Below are 18185 nucleotides of genomic sequence, written 5' to 3'. Positions count from 1 at the left end.
ACCAAACCTCAAATATTTCTTTTACCCGAAGCCTTTACCCATGTTAGATTTAAGCCGCTACCCCCAACTGATAACTACTTACCTGATAACTTACGGTACCCGCCTGCTGGCGGCCATTATTATTTTCCTGATTGGCTTATGGGTGATTAAACGGCTGGTGAAAATTGTAAACAACGTCATGACTTCGTACCACGTCGACCCGACGTTGCGGCCATTTATGAGCAATATTTTAAATGTTACGCTCCGGGTGCTGCTGCTGATTCTGGTAATCGGGCAATTAGGCGTAGAAATGACTTCTATTTTTGCGGTGCTGGCCTCGGCCGGTTTGGCAGTGGGCTTAGCGTTGCAGGGCAGCCTTTCTAATTTTGCCGGTGGGGTGCTTATTCTGGCAATTAAACCTTTCCGGGTGGGCGATTACATAGAGGCGCAAGGCGTGGGCGGCCGGGTGCATATTATTAATATTTTAAATACTGTTATTAAAACCGCCGATAACAAAACTATTTATATTCCCAACGGTCCGCTGGCCAACAGCACCATAACCAACCACGATGTAGAACCGAACCGGCGCACCGAAGTACGCCTGGTTGTGCAGCATGGCAACGACATTGAACAAGCCAAGAGTTTAGTTCAGGACATTATTAAAACCGATGACCGCATTTTGCAGGAGCCCGCCCCGCAGGTAGTTACCGAAAATACCGATGCAGGTATTGCTGTTATTGGCCGGGCCTGGACCATCCGGGAAAATATTGGCGGCCTGACCAACGATTTACACGACCGCATCCGGGCCGCTTTCGACCGGGAAAATATTACCCTCAATGGTCCTCGTAAAGCAGTTTAGCTGACTTTCCCGGAAGAAGCTTAATTCGGTGGCTGGATGCTGGACCAAGGCTTAATCTATCAGGCTCAACTTTTGAATTTTATCGTCAATTTCCAGACGGTGTACCGTTTCCATGCCGGAGATTACTTTCGCAAAAATTGTATAACGGCCGTCGAGGTGAGGGGTGGGAGAGTGGGTAATAAACCACTGGCAGCTTTCGGTATCTTTGCCGGCGGAGGCCATACCCACATATCCTTCGCCGTAGCGTAAATTAGCCAACTCCGAGCGAATAGCATAATCGGTGCTGCCCCAGCCGTCGCCGCGCGGATCGCCACCCTGCACCACAAAGTTAGGAACCACCCGGTGAAAGTTTTTGCCATCAAAAAAGCCTGTCCGGGCTAGTTGTACAAAATTCGCGACGGTAGCCGGGGCTTCTTCGGTAAATAATTCCAGTGTAATTACGCCCTGAGCCGTTAGTAAAGATACTTTTTGCCGCGGCTTGATTTGCTGCACCAAGGCCCAGTCGATGGGGTGGGTATAAGGGTTTGGCGGAGCCGGAGCCGGCGGTAAATCTTCGAAATACCGGATGGTTTTATCTAATTCCTGGTAAGTTTCCATGTCGCGGGGCAGCAAGAGTTTGTCGCGGGCAGTTTTCAGAAAAGAAGGGTCCGGATAAGCTGCTTTAAAGTTCAGTTCGGGTTGTTGCAGCAAACCCGCCGAAATTGCAATTAAAGCAACATCGTCAGCTTCTATAGCCCGCTGAAAAATACCGGCAAAAGTTGCTTTTAAACTATCGGGGAAATTTTTTTCTTTCCGCATATCGGCCAGGGCCTGGATGCCGTAGGAGGCGAGCACCGGGGAAATATTAGCAAAGGTTGCTTCCTGAATAAACGGGTAAGCCTGAAAATCTTGGGCCAAAGCGCTTAGCAAGGCGCCTTGCTCGTAAATGTTCGGGCTTTGGCTAAAACGCTGCATTATTTTTTGCCCCAAAGCGTCTTTTTCCGGTTTTGTTTTCAGCGCTGCCGCCAGCAAGGTTGCCCGTACCCGCCAGTTTGTTTGTTCTTCGGCCTGCTTTAGCAAAATATTTGTTTCTGCCGGCGACGCTTTAATTAAAAGATAATCTGCGGCGGCCAGGGCCGTGTTGGGGTTCTTATCATTTAAGGCCGTGTAAATAGTTTCTTTAACACTTGCAAAATCAGCGCTACTTAAGGCTCTGATAGCGTTGATGCGTACCCGGTAGTCTGAATCTTTTTGCACCAGGGCCAGCAATATTTTTTCGGTATCGGCGGCTTTCGCTTTCGCCAGGGCCGAGGCTAAGGCCATTCGTACCTCCGGACTGGGATCGGTAGCGGCAAACTGGCTTAAACTTTTGCTGTAAGGCGCTAAGTTAAGTTTAGGCGTGCGGGCCAGGAAATGAGCCGCTCCTAATCGCACCGGTTGTATATTGCTAATATCCAGGTAGCTAACGGCTTTACGGGCAGCCGCACGGTAATTTAAATTTTTGGCATTGGTCCGGTAAATCCCCCACATCTGACCAGCTTTTTCGGTATCGTTGGTCAGCGTGAAACTGGTTAAAAAATTTAAACCTTTCTGGGTAGCGCATTTACCCAGAGCTTCGGTTATTTCAGCGTGAACGGCGGCGGTTTTTTCTAAAGTAACATACCGGATTAAAATATCTTCGGCCGCTACATCGCCTATCTGGCCCAGGGCATACGCCGCCGCACGACGCACGATTGATTCTTTATCGGCGAGCAAAGGCACTAAGGCCGGTATGGTTGCCGGCGCCTGCACCGAGGCCAAGGCCAGGGCCGCTTGCTGCCGGTACACCGGCGATGCGTGTTGCAGGAAAGGTAATAGCTGGTCGGTTTTGCGTTCGTCCTGTAAAGTAATGATTTGCCGGAGGGTAGCATCTGCGAATTTATTTACCGGAATGGGATGTTTTTCATGTCTTACCCGACCAGTTTGCATCGGCCGCTGGCAGGCAAAAATAAACAAGAGCAGGATTAAATAAATGCGGGCCATTCCGGACAAGCTAAAACTTAAAGGCAAATATAAAACCTGGAACTAATGCTAACCAGCCGTTTCATTTTTCAATATTTTCAGCCAGCATTTACCAGAGTGGATTTTCGGCAAAAATTTAGGGGTCGTTCTGTTAAATAAAGGTAACTAATTATTTCGGCACTTCGCATGGCTCATTCAAGTTTACATCCGGATTAGCAAAACCAGACAACTGTTTTGTAGGCCTTGGGGTTGATATTAATTATTGGTAGCCTTTGGCTTGCAGGTTAAACAGCTCGGCGTAGCGGCCGTTGAGGGCGAGTAATTCCTGGTGCGAGCCGATTTCCAGCAACTGGCCGCGTTCGATTACCAGAATGCGATCAGCCATTCTTACCGTTGAAAACCGGTGAGAAATAAGCACGGCTGTCTTGCCGTGGGTCAGTTCGGCAAAACGCTGGAAAACTTCGTGTTCGGCACGGGCGTCCAGCGCGGCGGTGGGTTCATCCAGAATTAGCAACTGGGCATCGCGCATGTAAGCCCGGCCCAGCGCTATTTTCTGCCACTCGCCCCCCGATAAATCTACGCCCTTGGCAAACCGGCGGCCAATCATTTGGTTATAACCGTCGGGCAATTTATTAATAACGGTATCGGCCAGGCTTTGTGCCGCCGAGGTTTGGATGCGGGGCTGGTTATCTTTTTCTTCGATGCGTCCCACCGCAATATTATGGGCAGCCGTCATCTGAAATTTAACAAAATCCTGAAATATTACGCCAATATTGCGGCGTAGGTCTACCGGGTTGTATTCGTGTAAATCGTAGCCGTCCAGCAGAATACGCCCTTCAGTGGGGTCGTAAAGGCGGGCCAATAATTTTACCAAAGTGGTTTTACCGGCGCCGTTCTCCCCAACCAGCGCTAGTTTTTCGCCGGCCTTTAAGGTGAAATTTAAATTCCGGATGGCCCATTTATCGGAGTTGCTATACTTAAAACCCACGTTATCGAACCGAAAACCTTCCCGAATGGGGTTGGGGAAAGGCCGGGCATTGGGTTTAGGCAAAATATTGGGCTTAATGGCGAAGAAATCAAAGAAATCCTGCAGGTAAAGGGCCCCTTCGGCTATGCTCGAAAACCGGTTGAGGATACTTTCGAGTAAGCCGCGCATGCGGGCAAACGAGCCGGCGTAAAAAGTAAGATCACCAATGGAAATATGTCCGTTTACGGTGCGGATAATAATAAACAGGTAAGCCCCGTAGTAACCAGCGCTGCCCAGAGCGGCAAACAAACTGCCCCAACTGGCCCGCTTAATGGCCAGCTTTCGGTTATCGGTATAAAAGCGGTCTGATAATTCCCGAAAACGATCGATCAGAAAACCGGACAAGCCGAATATTTTAATTTCTTTGGCGGTTTCGTCGCTGGCCCCGGTTAGGCGCAGATAATCTAGTTCGCGGCGTTCGGGCGTCCAGCCATGTACCAAAGAGTAACTACGTTCGTTAAAATGAGATTCGCCCAAAAAAGCCGGAATAACCGCAATTATCAGCAGCACAATCAGCCAGGGATTAAAGGTGAGCAAACCTACAGCCAGAAAAGCCATGGTAATAGCATCCTGCATCTGCCCCAGCACCTGCGACATTAATACCGTTCGGCTAAGCGTTTGCCGCCGCGCCCGTTCGAGTTTATCGTAAAAGTTAGCGTCTTCAAACTGGTCCAGGTCCAGGGTAGCGGCGTGTTCCATTAATTTTACCGAAGTGCTGTTGGCGAGCAAATCACCGAGTAAACTATCGAGCAGCGCGGCGCCGCGGTTGAGTATATCCGAGAAAATGGCTAGGCCAAACTCAATCAGCACCAGGTTAAACAAATGCGAATGGCTGTACTGGCCGGTGTGCTGCGTCAGGAAAATAACTTCGTCAATAATCAGGCGGGCAACCTGTAGCATGGCCAGCGGAATGGCCGCCCGTACGATGCGCACCAGAATGCTACCCAGGGCCATAGCCCGGTTGGTCTCCCAGATAAGCTGCAGAAAAGCCGGAATATTTTTTAGAGCGGTAAACCGTTCTTTTACCGATAAAGGTGGTTTGCCAGTAGCCGGCGTAGGTTTGGTTAGATTAAGTAAGCGTGTCCAGAAAGACATGGATGGTGTGCTGTTAGAAAATATTAAGTGATCAAAGGTTTAACGTTAGATTTCAGTTAGGGATGAAGATTCTCCCGACAAATTACCAAACCAGTTCTTGCGGGAAAATCAGGAAGAGATTAGCGTGCCGCAGGAAGCAGCTAATGCTGTTTCAGGTATTTCTAACTACCAGTCTCAGAAATCGATATCGTGGAATAATTTCTTAGACCATATCTTAAGATGAATATTCAACACAAAGCTGGGAGCACCTGGTTCTTCAACTCCTCATTTCTCCGTGCCTTTTTAAGCCAGCTGTATCAACTTATTCCCGTAAGAGACTTAGCAACCACCATCCGTAGATTAAACCAGAAATGCCTGTTTTTGATTGAAAAATATTGATGAGCTGCTAAAATTTAAATATTATTAGGACTTTCGCAAAATGGTTTTTAACATTGAAAATCCTCCCCCTTGCCCCCTCCGCAGGGGGACTTTTAATAATTTTGCGAAAGTCCTGATTATAAATATTGGCTTGGGCTCTTCTTTATTTTAAGGCGACGAAAGTTCCCCAAATGAGCAGTTGCACGGTTATGCCCATAAATATGGTTGCTATACTATATACTTTTAGCGTAGCCGCCGTTTCCAGGTTAGAAAAGCGGCTGATAACCCAGAAGTAAGCGTCGTTGGCATGGCTTACCATCATGCTGCCGGCGCCCATGCTTAAAATCGTTAAGGTTAGTCCAATAGGTGTTTGTAAATCTAAGCTTGCCAGTAAAGGCGTTACCAGTGAGGCAGCGGTAATAACCGCCACCGTAGAAGAACCTTGGGCTGTTTTAATGATAGCAGCAATCAGAAAAGGGAAGAAAATACCCAACGATAAGCCACTCAGCAGATCACCTAAATTTTTACCCATGCCGGTAGCCTGTAACATTTCTCCGAACATGCCGCCAGCCGCAATAATAGCCAGTATCATGCCGGCTTTATCTACCCCGTCGGTTAGCCAATGCGATAATTCTTTTTTGTAGCCTTTCTGAATCAGGGTAAAAGAAAAGAGAATACCGATGCCTAAGGCCACCACGGGTTCTCCGGCAAAAGAAATAATTTTGAGGTAAGTACTTTCCGCTACGGCTGGTGGCGTCGCATAAAGCATTGTAACCGATTTAAAAGCAATTAAAGCGATTGGTAGTATAACCGGTAGAAAAGAAAGGGTTGCACTTGGCAGGCGTTTTACCTCTACCTGAATTTCTTCCGGTTCTATATACGCATGGGTTATTTTATCGCCTCGCCAGACACTCCATAAATAACCCACCAGGGCCGCCGGTATAGAAAATGCTAAACCCCACAACATTACCATGCCTAAATCGCCGCCGACGGTACCTACGGCAGCCGTTATACCCGGATGAGGCGGTACCAAGCAGTGTACAGAATACAAAGAGGTTGCTAAAGCAGCGGCCATTACCGGCATCTTGTGGTGCGCTTTTTTTACCAGCGAGTGATTCAAGCCACTTAAAATAATAAAGCCGCTATCGCAGAAAATAGGAATACCAATAATAAAGCCGGTTATCGCAATAGCCATAGGCGCATTTTGCTCATTCACTCTTTTTAAAATGGCATTTGCCATGCTTATGGTGGCGCCGGTTTTTTCCAGAATTACGCCCAAGGTAGTACCGAGTATAATCAGCAGGCCAATTTTCTCCATGGTATGGCCAAAACCAGTTTTAAGTACCGTTACTATTTCGGCTAAGGGTAAACCGCTTAGCAATCCAACCCCCAAAGCAGCCAACAGCAAAGCAAAAAATGCATTTACTTTTTTATAGGCTGTTATCCAAATGATAAACAGAATACTGGCAATTAAAAGAAAGAATAAGTAGTAAGTGGTGGTCATCCGGCTTTGGATAAATTAATTTGGGCTAATATAGCAATCATTCTGTTTTTATATAAGCAAAGCAACCACTTACCAATTGGGAGGAAATATTTTATAAGTTGTAAAGCAAATAATCAGTACCGGTTTTCGTCTTTCTGGCAATTACCCGTTATGGTATTTGCAAAGACCGAATTCTCAAACCCCGGTTTTCACTTTGTGATAATTGCTTATGGGCTCATTGCCGGATATTCCACCGTTTGCTATTTCTCTTCTTTACACTTTACAGGTACGCCGAATCACCTGCTCCATTTTCACCCTAACGCTGGCCAATAGGCGATTGTAGCATTTATCTACTTCCGACAATTCACAGGGAGGCGGCTGCTTGATGGGCAGCAAAGTCTGGGCTGCCTGGGGTTGATAACCTTTAAAGCCCAGGCCCAGCAATAAGCATTGTTCTGGTAAGAACACCACCTCCGTTATATCAGCCAAAGCTTTATCATGCATACTACAACCGGCTGGTACCTCCGCAGCAAGAATAGCAATTTTATTTAATTTATATTATGTAAGTGGAAAGTTATAAGTAATAAGTTTTAAGTATATAAACTATTGAAATAGAGTACGCTATTGAAATTCGTATATCAAAGTAATTTTGTCCCCTTACTTATACTAAACAGCTTTATATAATCTGAAATTCTTCCTTATTTTCCATCTCTGACATCAGGAGGAATGACAGAAGGATTAATATTTTTAATAATAATTAAATATTTTAATCAGAAATTTACCCAGCGTAATCAGATGACGTAAAATCTTACATGAAAAAACAATTTGCCCAGCAGTTATTTGCGGCTCATGCCCAGGCTAGTTCCTCCGTACCGCGCTCGGCCATTTGCCAGTTTATGGATAGCACCCTGCAGTTGCTGTTCCCCGAACTGGCCGAGCAAAAGTTTAACTCGGAGAAAGATATTTTGCTGCACCTGGATTTACTGGAGCAGAACTTAATCAAAATATTAGGAGGCATGCCCCTGCCGCAGCATTTGGTGCCAACTTTACTGGCTAAAAATTTTATCGGGCAATTACCGGTTATTTACGAATTGTTGTTGAATGATGCCGAAGCCATCGCCAGCGAAGATCCGGCTGCGCAAAACATGGACGAAGTAATTCGTACGTATCCGGGCTTTCTGGCCATTGCCATTCACCGCCTGGCGCATGCCATGCACTTGCTACAAGTGCCTTTGTTGCCCCGTATCATGTCCGAATCGGCGCATACCAGAACCGGCATCGATATTCACCCCGGAGCTAGAATCGGGTCTTATTTCTGCATCGACCATGGTACCGGCATTGTAATAGGCGAGACCACGATAATTGGAAACCACGTAAAAATATACCAGGGTGTAACTTTGGGCGCCATGAGCGTAGCCAAAGAGATGGCCCGCATTAAAAGGCATCCTACTATCGAAGATTATGTGGTAATTTACGCCGGAGCCACCATCTTGGGCGGCAATACCGTAGTAGGCAGCAACAGTATTATTGGAGGAAATGTGTGGTTAACCGAAAGTGTGCCGCCTTATTCCCGCTTGTACCACAAAGCGCAAATCCGGGTAAGCCGCAGCGAAGACCCCGAAGATAGCATTGTATTTAGCATTTAAGTTTTAGTGATTAGTTGTTGGTGGGGGTAGCGGCTTTGTGTTATAGAGGGAATAACCTTAGCAAAAACGACTCATGATAAATAAACAGAAGGGGATTGCTATCAGCTAACTTAATAATCGTTATCAACTATGAACAAACAGCCGAACAATACCTTTCCTATTTATTGCCGCTTAGTGCTCTTATATTTATGCCCAAACTACTCTAAAGGGAAACCGCTCAGGGCTCCGGATTATTCGCTGGGGCTCAATCCTAATTACTAATATTTAACAACTAAGAAATCAGCATGAGATATAACAATATATTAGAAACCATCGGGCGTACGCCCATTGTCCGTATAAATAAATTATTTCCTGAGAACGTAGAAGTTTGGGCTAAGCTGGAGCGGGCTAATCCGGCCGGCAGTATAAAAGACCGGATTGCCCTATCGATGGTAGAAGATGCGGAGGCCAAAGGTTTACTCAACTCCGATAGTATTATTATAGAGCCGACTTCGGGTAATACCGGGGTGGGGTTAGCCATGGTGGCGGCGGTAAAAGGTTATAAACTCATACTGGTAATGCCCGAATCAATGTCGCTGGAACGGCGGCGCCTGATGACCGCTTTTGGTGCTAACCTGGAGCTAACACCCCGCGAAAAAGGCATGCGGGGTTCTATCGACCGGGCCAACGAACTGCTGCAGGAGTTACCAAATACCTGGATGCCCATGCAGTTTGAAAATGAGGCGAATACGCGCATCCACGCAGAAACTACTGCCCAGGAAATATTAGCCGATTTTCCGGAGGGTTTTGATTACCACATTACCGGCGTTGGTACCGGTGGCCATATTACGGCCGTAACCCGTGCCTTAAAAGAGAAATTCTCAGAATTAAAAACGTTTGCCGTAGAACCAGCTTTATCGCCGGTAATAAGCGGGGGGGCACCCGGGCCACATCCGCTCCAGGGCATCGGCGCCGGCTTTATTCCGGCCATTTTAGATACTTCTGTCTTAACCGGCACCATCCAGGTATCGCAGCAGGAAGCTTTTGAATTTACGCGCCGGGCGGCGCGGGAAGAAGGCATTTTTGTGGGCATTTCCTCGGGAGCATCGTTGGCAGCCGTAGCCAAAAAAATACCCGAAATGCCGGCCGGCTCGCGGGTGCTGACTTTCTGTTATGATACCGGCGAACGGTATTTATCGGTAGAAGGATTATTTGTTTAGCATTTTTTATGCAAGAACCGGCCAATAGGTCGGTTCTTTTGTTTATATCAAAAAGCTGAGAACCGTATTTATTTGATTGGGTCCCATCTCAAAGTAATTTTAATTGCTTCTGGTTTTTTCGTACTGGTTCAAATGCAAATCCATATAGGCCGTTGGGGATACACCATAAAGTTCTTTAAAGGCAGTTGAAAAAGACGCAAGGCTGGTAAATCCTACGGCAAAGGCAACCTCAGAAATATTTAAATGTTTGCTGGAGAGTAGGTTTGCCGCTTGTTGCAGGCGGATATTGCGAATAAAATCTCGGGTAGATTGATTGGTTAATTCTTTCAGCTTACGATGCAAATGTACGCGACTGATACCAATCTCACCCGAAATCATTTCCACGCTTAAGTTGGGGTTGTTAATGTTCTGATTAATGATACTATAGAGCTTATTCATTAATTTTTCATCTGCCGACTTAATCGCTACTTTCTGTACCTTATCACCTTGCGTTTGATTGCCATTAAAAGTGTTGCGGAGCATCTCCCGGTTTTTGATGATGTTCTGAACCGTCTTTTTCAAAATTTGGATGTTAAAAGGCTTTACCATATAAGCGTCCGCACCAATACCTAAACCTTCTAATCTATCTGCTTCTTCCGATTTGGCGGTCAGCAAAATGATTGGAATGTGGTTAATATTTACATTCTGTTTAATTTTTCGGCAAAGTGTTATTCCATCCATTTCGGGCATCATCACATCACTTATAATTAAATCAGGGGCTTTATTTAATATAATGGATAGGGCTTCTTTCCCATTGGCACTTTCCAGCAGGTGGTACTCAGTAGCAAATTCCTGACAAATATACTTCCGGATTTCTTCATCATCATCTACCACCAGCACCCGGCTTTTGGTTTTTGCTTTTACTTTAACTTCTGCTACATCATCTGCCAGTGCTGGTAAGGGGTGAGCAGACACCTCCGATTTCTGCACCTGCGGTACTGTTTCCACCAGGTCTTCTGTTTTTAGGTGAGTTTTTCCCAAGGGCAACCGCATAATAAATTTGCAGCCCTGTCCTTCCTGGTTGTTTTCTGCGCGGATGGTGCCATGGTGAAGTTCCAGGATAGAGCGGGTTAGGTTTAAGCCAATGCCGGTACCTTCCCCAAAATGGTTCTGGGTCTTTCGAACCTGGTAAAAACACTCAAATATTTTTTCCTGCTCACTTTCTTCAATGCCAATGCCACTATCCGAAATAATTATTTCATAATAATGGCGCAGCTCATTTACGGCCGTTTCGTCTTGCCCGGTGCGGAGATCAAGGTGAATTCTCCCGTTTTTAGGAGTAAATTTAAATGCATTGGATAGCACATTTAAAATGGCCTTATCAAAATGATGGGGATCCACCCACACCGGTAGCTGTTCTATTTGGTGGTCGAAGCTGAATTGAATATTTTTGGCCTGAGCTTGTTCGTCGAATATAGCACAAAGCTCTTTTATAAATCCTACGATTTCGGTCTCCTGAAATTTTAATTGCATTTGGCCTTTATCGATTTTCCGAATATCCATGAGTTGGTTAATAAGGAGCAGAATGCGTCCGGCATTACGCTGCATGGTGGCGTAAGACTTTTGCCGCTCCCGGTCTTTGTCTATCGTTATTAATTTTTCCAGAGGACTAATAATTAACGACATGGGGGTGCGAATCTCGTGGGAGATATTAATAAAGAATTGCAACTTGGCATCATTTATTTGTTTGGCCTGCAGGTGCTCCTGCATTTTCTGGCGGGTACGCTGCCGGTGGCGAATCTGCAACAGTACTAATCCAAGCACGGTTACCAATATTAAGCCGTAGACGAATTTAGCCAAGTTAGAAAAATACCAGGCGGGCGAAATAACAATTGAAATCTCTTTTACGTCAGAATAATGGCTGTAATCTTTTGCCCTAAGCCGGAATCGATAAGTGCCGGGTGCCAGATCGGTAAAGTTTACAGTATTTGTTCCCGGACGTAAGTTAGTCCAGTCCTCATCCTTTAAAGAGTATTGGTAAGTAATCCGCTCAGGATTGGCAAAGTCCATGGCCGATAATTCTATGCTAAACGAGTTATCGTTATGCGAGAGGTGGAATTTATCAGCATCCATTACCGCGGCATCCACAATATCATAGCTGCCGGATTTTATACCTTTCTTTACTGCCTGATTATTAAGATAAAAGCCGGTGATGCGAACTTCCAGCTTCTTGCCGGGGGCAGAAATTACAGCAGGGATTTCCGCCGGATGGAAGTAGGTAATGCCATTAATACCGCCAAAGAAGATTTGCTTTCTGGCATTTACGAATGCAGCGCCTTTGCTAAACTCATTTCCTTGCAAGCCGTCATTGGCATAATAAGTAATAAAGCTATTGTCTGTAGTATTTAACTTGGTGACACCATAATTTGTACTGATCCAAATATTACCGGCTTCGTCTCCTTTAACGGCACTTACAACATTGTTGGGCAGGCCATCTTCCATGGTGTAAGCTTTTATTTCGTTTGTTTTGCTATTTAAATGCTTTAATCCTTGGGAAGTGCCCATCCAGATGTTGCCTTTTTGGTCTTCAAATAAGGAATAAACAATTTGGCCCTGGAGCAGGCGATTGGTACCATGCGTAGAAGCAAAATCTTTTGTTTTTAAGTCCAGGCAGCCAACGCCATCATAGGTGCCAACGTATAATTTATCCTTGCTGGTCAATAGCAGGCTATTAATCCAGGGATTACGGAGAAAATTATTAGTATCCGCGTTATTAGGGCCAGGAGCGGAATTATAATGGATAATCTTTTGCGAGCCTAAGTCCATGGAGAAAAGGCCGGCTCCCATACTGCCGATCCAAAGCGTCTTTTGCTGGTCTTCCACAATGCTGTAGATCCGCTTAACAGGTTCGGAATTTTCGTCCCGCAGGGTAGTTATATATTCACATTCCCCGGTTTTACGGTTTAATTTCGCTAAACCATGCAAGTAAGAACCCAACCAAAGAGTATGGTTCGAATCTTCGAAAATGCTCATGATAGAGGAAGAAACGGAGCTGGGGTCGCTGGTGCGGCTAAAATGCGCTATTTGCTTTCCATTTGATCCAATCCCATAAAGCCCATCGCTATCGGTACCAACCCAAAGCGTGCCTTCATGGTCCTCAAAAATTGAAAGAATGGCATTGGAGCCAATGGTGTTATTATTTATTGATTTATACCCGATGTATTTAAAATTACTGGCACTGGCAGGTAACAGCATCACGCCTTTCTGGTAAATGCCTAACCACAGGTTACCCGCTTTATCTTCCAGAATGGAGTGTACTTTTGATTTTTTGAAATCGAACGTTGCTACATTGAAGTTACCATCCGTAAAAACCTTTTTCTTCAGATCATAAATTTTTATGCCTTCGCCATCCGTTCCCAGGTACAACTGGTCTTTTTGGTTCAGGTACATGGTGCTGATGGATAGATTTGGAGAGGGTGGATAGGGAATCTGGCTGAAGTCGTCGGTAGTTTTATTATGAACAAAAAGTCCATTGTTTGTACTACTCACATACACATTGCCCGCCTTATCCTGGCAAATATTGGTAATAGGAATAGCGCTTTTGGGCATATCCTTAAATTCGCTGAAGTGCTTTATTTTGCCATTCTTGCTAACCCGGAAAAGGCCTTTGTCGTTGGTTGCTACCCAAAGATTTTGCTCTTTGTCTTCAAAAAGGTAGTCGATGATATTGGCGGGAATTTGTCCTTTTATTTGCTGTGCTTTAGGTACCCCGCCCTCAAACTTTAGCGAGAATACCCCAAAACCAGCAGTTCCAATTAAAATTTCACCATTTTGCCGTTCAGTTATGTTGAGCACATGAGCATCAAATTTACCGCCACCCTCTAGTAGTAGAGGAATTTGCCTGAAGGAATCAGTAGCATGATCGTATAGCTGTAAGCCATTAAAATAGCCAATTAGCAGATGACCTTTTTTGTCTTCGTACAGGAGGCGTACAAAATTATTTAATATAGATTTCTGATTTCCCGGATCATGCTTATAAATGGAGAACTTAGAACCATCGTACCGGTTTAACCCATCTTCTGTGGCTATCCAAATAATACCCTTACCATCCTGGTAAACCTGATAAATTAAACTATTGGATAGTTCTAAATCGGCAGTAAACATTTTGCCGGACTGCCCATAGGCCAAATTGAAAATCCAAAAAAATAGGAAAAGAAGCTTAAATTTTATGCTCACTGCAAAATAACTATTAATGCTTAGGAGGAGTTTTTGTAGCATGTCCCTATTCCGGATTTTATAAAATTCCATCTAACCCTTTTTCCAGAATAGTTTATATCCAAACACTTAATCCTTTTTTACCTTTTCAGGATTATAAACTTATACAATTAACCCGATTATAACAATTCTATATTAAGCTATGTTCGGAGCACTTGTTCCATATTCCAGGTTGGCTCAAGAACCGGTTTATTAACCTTAGTCGGATAAAGATTTTAAACCTGCTATACCTTTCATCTTTTGACCCTCTAACCAGTAGTACAACCCTTACTGTTGAATTTAAAAATAACTGTTAATTCTAGAAAATTGCGGCAATAGGCCTGCTTGATTTTTAATGGTTTTAAATGTAAGTGTTAAGCTAACAATTAAAAGGTTCTATCTGAAGAAGGCTGAGTATTTGGTAAAATTCTTTTGGATCAATTTTCCTTAAGCTACAGAAAACTCCTTATACATTGAAATTTGACCAATATGTTACAAGGGAATAAATATATGTAACAATAACTAGTTTGCATGTAACATGGTGTAAAACACTTGTAATACGCCCATTTAGGTCTTAGCTAATTATAATTTACATTTGATCCTGATAAAATTTCCAGGCTATTCCATGGCTTTTTGATTAAGTGTCTTTTTGAATAAAAATAATTTTAGAGGAGTTTCCAGGTAGGCTTAACAGCAATAGTTTTCTAGATCTGGCCAAAGCATTGCTTTAGATATACCAGGTAATAGTAACCATTATTCGCTCCTTACAGCACTTGAGGCAAAGAATTAAATGGTTGATTATGCAAAAGAAAGGTGTGCTGACCCGCAAAAAGGTGTATTAAGGCCAATTTTGAAGGCTTAACTAATGCCCATAGCAGATACAACGAATGAGCTATGGAAATAATTGAAAGAGCAATAATATTTTCTAAGATAAATTAAATTTTTAATGAAAATCAATAAGCGTTAGGATATATCCAAAATCATATTTGGGCACTGTTTTTTTACTTCGTTTTGAAGTTCAACTTCTATTTATCAGTTGAAGCAGAGAACAGAACCATTCAAATAGTTTAAATCAATCAGTTATAACATGAAAAAATTTCTACCACAAAACCTGCATAGGGTCAAATATGCATTTATAGGAATTTCTGTTCAGTGTTTTTTAGTTGGAGTAGCACAGGCATCTGTTACACATTTTCAACCTAAAAGCACTTCTGAAATCAACCTTCCACCTGAAAAACTGGAGCTTCAGGTTGATAAGCAAACTGCTCCCTGGCAGGATAAAGTAATTACTGGAAAGGTAACATTAAGTGATGATAATCAGGGTGCACCTGGTGTAACCGTATTTGTAAAAGGTACAAATATTGGCACCACTACCGATACAAACGGAAACTATACCCTAAATCTATCATCCCCGAATGCAATATTGGTTTTTAGTTTTATAGGCTATGTTACTAAAGAAGTAGCTGTTACAAACCAGACGCGGATTAATGTTACCCTTTCAGCCGATGTTAAAACATTGGAAGAAGTGGTGGTAGTAGGCTATGGGGAACAGAAGAAAGAAAGTGTAATTGCGGCCATTACGCAAACCAAAGGTGCAGTGTTGGAACGGGCCGGCGGTGTACAAAGTATTGGAGCTGCCTTAACCGGTAATGTACCGGGAGTAATTACTACCTCTAGTACAGGTATGCCCGGAGAAGAAGATCCTAGGATTTTGATTCGTGGTAGCAGTACCTGGAATAACTCTTCGCCGCTAATTCTGGTGGATGGTATTGAACGGCCCATGAATAGCGTGGATATTAGTTCAGTGGAGTCAGTATCTGTATTAAAAGATGCTTCCGCTACCGCGGTATATGGCGTACGCGGAGCAAACGGTGTTATTCTGATTACCACCAAAAGAGGTGTTGAAGGTAGAGCTTTAATTCGGGCAAGGGTGCAAACCACCGTAAAAACGCCTTCTAAATTGCCTGGTAAAATGGATGCTTACGATACTTACCAAATTCGCAACCAGGCCATAGAAAACGAATTGTCGCTCCGGCCAGAAGCTTGGACCAGTTATGTGCCTCAAGCCATCATTGAAAAATACCGCAATCCGGCCGATCAGGCAGAAAGAGAAAGATATCCGAATATAGACTGGCAGAAAGAATTATTTAAGGATCACGCCATGGCTTATAATGCCAGCCTGAATATCAGTGGCGGTACCAAATTGGTAAAGTATTTTACCAGTGCCGATTTTCTGCAGGAAAAAGACCTTTTCAGGGTGTATGACAATCACCGCGGGTACGAAGGTGGTTATGGTTTTAACCGCATGAACGTGCGAAGTAACCTGGATTTTCAGTTAACGCCTACCACGGTTTTAAAAAGCAACCTTTCCGGTTCGTACGGGGTGTCAAAAAAACCAATGGCCAGGGCTAACGAATTTTATATGTGGGCTGCTGCCTACAGTAATGCCCCGGATGCCTTTTATCCGCAATATTCAGATGGTTCGTGGGGGTATTATGCACCTTTGATCAGTAGAGCCGAAAATTCGATGCGGACCGTGGGAATTAGTGGTATTGAATATATAACCAATACCCGCCTGAATACTGATTTTACCCTGGAACAGAAATTAGACAAGTTGGTTAAAGGCCTGAAATTTGCCGGCACCATTGCTTTTGATAATGTATTTGTAGAAACCGGAAGAGGTATTAATGATGCTAACAACACCGCCCAGGAAAAATACATTTATCCGGAAACCGGCCAGGAAGTATACCGGCAGGCATTTGATACCAGTAACCGGTTTGATTTTCAGGAAGCAGTAGCCTGGACCACCGCTCCGGGAGCAATTGATAATGGTGCTACGGCTCGCCGGCTTTTTTACCAGGCACAATTAAACTATGGCGTTACCCTGGGGCAAAAGCATAATATTACCACCCTGGGTCTGGTTAACCGCAATGAAACTGCTACCGGAAGTGAAATTCCCCGGGTTCGGGAAGACTGGGTGTACCGGGCTACTTACAATTATGCCGGCAAATACATGCTGGAATACAACGGGGCTTATACCGGTTCAGAAAAATTCAATAAGGAAAACCGTTTTGCCTTCTTTCAATCGGCCGGCCTTGGTTGGATGCTCTCCGAAGAAAACTTTATGAAACCAATCACCTTTCTGAACTATCTGAAAATCAGAGGTAACTACGGGCAAATCGGAGATGACAATATTAATGAGCGATTCATTTTCATGTCTAATTGGGCATATGGCGGCGCGGGACGGTTTGGTGTAGTGGGTGAGGGTGGCGAGAATAGCCCTTATACTTGGTACCGGGAATCTACGGTTGGAAACCCGGATGTGCATTGGGAAGTGGTAACCAAAGCAAACATTGGTCTCGACTTTGAATTATTTAAAGGATTGCTAAGAGGTAGCGTAGATTATTTTAACGACGAACGTACCGATATTCTCCTGCCTGGAAATAACCGTGCGGTACCTTCTTATTACGGAACACGGGCTCCGGTTGCCAACTTAGGAAGAGTAAAAAACAAAGGTTATGAATTTGAACTTAACTTCAACCACTCCTTCGCAAATGGCATCCGCCTATGGTCTAATGCCAATATGACCCACGCCATAAATAAAGTGCTTTTTGCCGATGACCCGGAACTTCTCCCTGATTATCAGAAAAGAGCAGACAAGCAATTGGGACAAGCTTATACTTATGTGAGCCAAGGCTATTACAATACTTGGGATGAACTGTATGCCAGTACCATGCATAACCAGAATGATGCCTGGAAAATACCGGGGAATTACCACCTCATTGATTATAACGGCGACGGGGTAATTGACTCCCGCGATAATGTTCCTTTCGAATATTCCGGAAATCCGCAAAACACCTATAATACTACGGTGGGCTTAGACTGGAAAGGGTTTAGCGGCTTTGTGCAATTCTACGGCGTAAATAATGTAACCCGCCAGGTAGTGTTTAACAGTTTGGGTTCTCAAAACAATGTGGTGTATGAGCAAGGCAGTATCTGGTCGAAAGATAATCCCAATGCCGATACTCCAATGCCGCGTTGGCTAACCACGCCCGCCGAATATTACCGGGGCAGTCAATATTTTTATGATGGTTCTTATATCCGTCTGAAAAATGCCGAGCTGGCTTACACCTTAGAATCTAAATCTTTAAAAAGATTCGGACTGAATAATATTCGGCTTTTTGTGAACGGAAATAACCTGCTGTTATGGACCAAAATGCCGGATGACCGGGAATCTAATTTTGCGGGTACCGGCTGGGCCTCCCAAGGAGCTTACCCTACGGTAAAAAGGTACAACATCGGGGCTAATATTACTTTTTAAGCTGAA

The 18185-nt window shown here is 44.3% G+C and carries 9 protein-coding genes; 4 read left to right on the top strand and 5 right to left on the bottom strand.

The genetic code is table 11. The features are described 5' to 3' along the window. Nucleotides 1-40: 40 nt before the first annotated feature. Entirely contained in the window at nt 41-838 is a 798-nt protein-coding gene (locus AAE02nite_RS04695; protein ID WP_146895400.1) for a mechanosensitive ion channel family protein, read from the top strand. Nucleotides 839-889: 51 nt separating this feature from the next. Here the strand turns inward: AAE02nite_RS04695 and AAE02nite_RS04690 are convergent, their stop codons facing one another. From AAE02nite_RS04690 to AAE02nite_RS04675, 4 genes are all read right to left on the bottom strand, one after another. Further along, complete coding sequence (locus AAE02nite_RS04690; protein ID WP_146895398.1) at nt 890-2839, bottom strand: peptidylprolyl isomerase; 1950 nt, start codon at nt 2837-2839, stop codon at nt 890-892. A 238-nt stretch (nt 2840-3077) separates the two neighbouring features. Next, nucleotides 3078-4940 (bottom strand): ABC transporter ATP-binding protein, encoded by a 1863-nt coding sequence (locus AAE02nite_RS04685; protein WP_146895396.1) that lies wholly within the window; start codon nt 4938-4940, stop codon nt 3078-3080. 520 nt (nt 4941-5460) lie between these two features. Further along, a complete protein-coding gene (locus tag AAE02nite_RS04680; RefSeq protein ID WP_146895393.1) occupies nt 5461-6801 on the bottom strand; it encodes a GntP family permease in 1341 nt (446 codons plus the stop codon). 252 nt (nt 6802-7053) lie between these two features. Next, on the bottom strand, nt 7054-7317 hold the full coding sequence (locus tag AAE02nite_RS04675; RefSeq protein WP_262713449.1) for a transposase family protein: 264 nt from the start codon (nt 7315-7317) through the stop codon (nt 7054-7056). Between the two features lie 275 nt (nt 7318-7592). On the opposite strand from AAE02nite_RS04675, the gene AAE02nite_RS04670 reads away from it, so the two are divergent. After that, entirely contained in the window at nt 7593-8426 is an 834-nt protein-coding gene (locus AAE02nite_RS04670) for a serine O-acetyltransferase (protein WP_146895389.1), read from the top strand. 284 nt (nt 8427-8710) lie between these two features. Beyond that, nucleotides 8711-9625, top strand: a complete 915-nt coding sequence (gene cysK, locus AAE02nite_RS04665) for a cysteine synthase A (RefSeq protein WP_146895387.1) — start codon at nt 8711-8713, stop codon at nt 9623-9625. Nucleotides 9626-9724: 99 nt separating this feature from the next. On the opposite strand, the gene AAE02nite_RS04660 is transcribed toward cysK, so the two are convergent. Beyond that, nucleotides 9725-13768, bottom strand: coding sequence for a hybrid sensor histidine kinase/response regulator transcription factor (locus AAE02nite_RS04660; protein WP_218033440.1), 4044 nt, complete (start codon nt 13766-13768; stop codon nt 9725-9727). 1177 nt (nt 13769-14945) lie between these two features. Between AAE02nite_RS04660 and AAE02nite_RS04655 the strand changes: the two genes are divergently transcribed. Then, nucleotides 14946-18179, top strand: coding sequence for a SusC/RagA family TonB-linked outer membrane protein (locus tag AAE02nite_RS04655; RefSeq protein ID WP_146895382.1), 3234 nt, complete (start codon nt 14946-14948; stop codon nt 18177-18179). The last annotated feature ends 6 nt before the right edge of the window (nt 18180-18185 follow it).

Source organism: Adhaeribacter aerolatus (assembly GCF_007991635.1).
GTDB lineage: Bacteria > Bacteroidota > Bacteroidia > Cytophagales > Hymenobacteraceae > Adhaeribacter > Adhaeribacter aerolatus.
This window is presented reverse-complemented; position numbering and strand designations above follow the sequence as displayed.

Bases quoted from the DNA above. Each gene is read 5' to 3' on its own strand.
- cysK (WP_146895387.1), top strand. From the start codon at position 8,711: ATGAGATATAACAATATATTAGAAACCATCGGGCGTACGCCCATTGTC.
- AAE02nite_RS04695 (WP_146895400.1), top strand. From the start codon at position 41: ATGTTAGATTTAAGCCGCTACCCCCAACTGATAACTACTTACCTGATA.
- AAE02nite_RS04685 (WP_146895396.1), bottom strand. From the start codon at position 4,940: ATGTCTTTCTGGACACGCTTACTTAATCTAACCAAACCTACGCCGGCT.
- AAE02nite_RS04680 (WP_146895393.1), bottom strand. From the start codon at position 6,801: ATGACCACCACTTACTACTTATTCTTTCTTTTAATTGCCAGTATTCTG.
- AAE02nite_RS04670 (WP_146895389.1), top strand. From the start codon at position 7,593: ATGAAAAAACAATTTGCCCAGCAGTTATTTGCGGCTCATGCCCAGGCT.
- AAE02nite_RS04655 (WP_146895382.1), top strand. From the start codon at position 14,946: ATGAAAAAATTTCTACCACAAAACCTGCATAGGGTCAAATATGCATTT.
- AAE02nite_RS04690 (WP_146895398.1), bottom strand. From the start codon at position 2,839: ATGGCCCGCATTTATTTAATCCTGCTCTTGTTTATTTTTGCCTGCCAG.
- AAE02nite_RS04660 (WP_218033440.1), bottom strand. From the start codon at position 13,768: ATGTTTACTGCCGATTTAGAACTATCCAATAGTTTAATTTATCAGGTT.